Origin of the sequence: Clostridioides sp. ZZV15-6597 (assembly GCF_020657815.1) — a bacterium.
Classification (GTDB): Bacteria; Bacillota; Clostridia; order Peptostreptococcales; family Peptostreptococcaceae; genus Clostridioides.
Map to the genome: position 1 here is coordinate 1 of NZ_JAGWCT010000202.1, position 2650 is coordinate 2650.

Sequence of the window (2650 nt, forward strand, 5' to 3'; positions counted from 1 at the left end):
AATGTGGTGAAGAGTACACATATACTAACTGCCTATATATGCAGTTCATATGATTACTGTAATTTTATAGATACGCAGTTAAACGATTTTATACTAGAGTATGGTGAAAATGTTGTGGAATCTTGTTTACATCAAGTAATGGTATTGGTAAGTAAGTATAATTAAATGGATTTTATTTTCTAGAAAACCCTTTTTAGTTTTATCTACATTTTAAATGTATTGTTAATAGAAAATTGATTAAAAAGAAGATAGCAAATGAAAAAATTTGAATATAAATTTATACAGTTATACGTTCAAGATGGCATTAATAAAAAAATTAGCAAGTAAAGGTAAAGCAGAAACACTAGAAGAACTTCTCAATCAATTATGTAGAGAAGTTTTGGAAATTAGTTCATATACATTTAATTGAAGGTTCAATCGTTTTTAAAAGATAAATTTGAACTAATTTCTAAAAACTTATTTTTATTTAAAAATATCTAATAAAAACCCTTAGAATGTATTTATTTGGATTCTAAAGGCTTTTTTTCTAAGTATAATCCATAAACTAAATTTTAAGACTTATTGTTTTAATACAGATAAATTATATAAAAATGTATTTTTTATTTCTTGTACAGCTTGGATACTAATTTAAATAGTTTTAGATAGATTGTAGCCTAATTTAATATCACAATACAAATTCTTACTTTTAGATATACTCTACTATAGAAATTTTATTTATTTTTGTTTTTCTTACTATCTAACACTACTCCAATAAGTAACCCAAGGGATAAGCCAATAGCTAAATTTTTAAATACTGAACCTAAAATAACACCAAAGCATAATCCTAATCCCAAATAACTTATACTTTCATTTTTCATATCTTTTACTCCTTCAAATTCCTATTTATCTATATTATATTAAAATAACCTGTATTAATCAAATCGTACACTAAAGTAGATGTTTTTGTATACACTTACAAGGAATACTAGCATCTAAAGACTTATTTAAAGATATCTAGTAAAAATGCCCTTAAAATCCATTTATTTGGATTTTAAGGGCATTACTTTCATTTAAAATACAATAAACTAAATTTAACTGCTGGTTGTTATTTATACACTAACTGAATATCATATCCTTCACTATTTTTCTTTATTTCAAATTTATCATTCTTTTTAGGTAGTATCTCTAGTACACCATCTTGATACTTAGATTTATCTACTTTTAAGTCTATACCAAAGTCTTTTCCATTAAAACAAGCATATGAGGAAACTTTTTCATCTTTCATAAATACCATCTTAATTCTATTATCATTTTCTATATCTATAAGATTTTTCCATTTATAGCCAACTATATCGTACATCTTTTCAACACTAGTATCATTGCTAAATAAATAAGCTCTGTCCCATTTGAATTTACTTAATGATGACAAATTCACTTCGCTCTTTTTATCATTTAACTCATGTAAATTTGTTATCAAATCACCAAAATTTTCTAAACTTTTATCTTCTTCTAGCTTAGTTAACTTTGAATATTTATTTTGTACTTTCCAAGTATTATCATCTTTTTCTAATTCAAATGTTATTTTTGATATACAAGAGTTATGGCTGCCTGGTTGTGTAACTATTACATTTTCACCTTTATTATTTGTATAATCATGTTGTTCAATTTCCTTATGAGTATGGCCCGCTACTATCGCATCAATTCCAGCAACTTCTTTAGCTAGTTCTTGTATTCTATTACCTGGATTTTTAGGCTTTTTAGGTTTTTCTCCACTATGTACTACGGCTAATAGTATATCTGGATTTTCTTTTTCTTTTATTTCCTTCACCCATTTTTTAGCATCTTCTATTATATCATTCATATATAAATCCTGGTATGTAACCATATCTTTTAAATCTCTGGACTTAGCCTTAATTTTATTTCCGTTTTCATCAAAATCCCATCCTTCTCCGACTTCCTTGATTGTAAGACCAAGTATACCAAGCTTAACTTCACCATCTTTTGTTTCAATTGTCTTTATTGTGTAAGGTTTAACATAACTTGAACTGTTACTATTATATGTATTTGCAGATAAAACTTCTATATTTTCACTGTTAAATTCATTTATTATTTTATCTAAATTTTTTTTAGAACTAGAAACAAACTCATGATTACCAAGTACTACTGCATCATATTTAACTTCACTCATTTGTCTAACTATAGGTACTTCTTTTTTAATTACCTCATCTTTTTCGTAAGCATCTCGAGCCTCACTAAGATATTGATTCATTGCCCCTAAACCATCTGAATCATAAAAATCTCCTGCATCTACTAATGTTATATTAGAGTCTTTTTTTCTTTCTTCGTTTATTTTTTCAGCTATGTTATATGTAACTTCTCCATGTAAGTCTGTAGTTGCTAATATATTGATTTTAGTGGTTTTCTCCTCCTTAAGATTAGTACACCCTGTAAATATCATTGAAATTGAGATTAAACATAAACTTAATACTTTGCCTTTATTTTTAAAATTCATTTTATCCCCCCTATAAAACTAAATATACATAAAGTATAGCAGTTATTTATTTCAAATTTATTAAAAATATCTTACAATTAAAAGACTTATTAGTTCCCTAGAAACTTATTACTTTATCTTAGTATATTTTTGAAATTTATGAGGAATTAAATCATATAC

Annotated in this window: 2 protein-coding genes; both read right to left on the reverse strand. The window is 25.7% G+C overall.

Features of this window, described 5'->3' with window-relative positions:
• Positions 1-710: 710 nt before the first annotated feature.
• Positions 711-857, reverse strand: coding sequence for a hypothetical protein (locus KGF52_RS20780; protein ID WP_227841486.1), 147 nt, complete (start codon positions 855-857; stop codon positions 711-713).
• 227 nt (positions 858-1084) lie between these two features.
• Positions 1085-2491 carry a metallophosphoesterase gene (locus KGF52_RS20785; protein WP_227841487.1) on the reverse strand — a complete coding sequence of 469 codons (1407 nt, stop codon included), beginning with the start codon at positions 2489-2491 and terminating at the stop codon, positions 1085-1087.
• Positions 2492-2650 lie beyond the last annotated feature (159 nt).

Excerpts from the sequence above, each read along its gene's own strand:
- KGF52_RS20780 (WP_227841486.1), bottom strand. The coding sequence starts at position 857 with ATGAAAAATGAAAGTATAAGTTATTTGGGATTAGGATTATGCTTTGGT.
- KGF52_RS20785 (WP_227841487.1), bottom strand. The coding sequence starts at position 2,491 with ATGAATTTTAAAAATAAAGGCAAAGTATTAAGTTTATGTTTAATCTCA.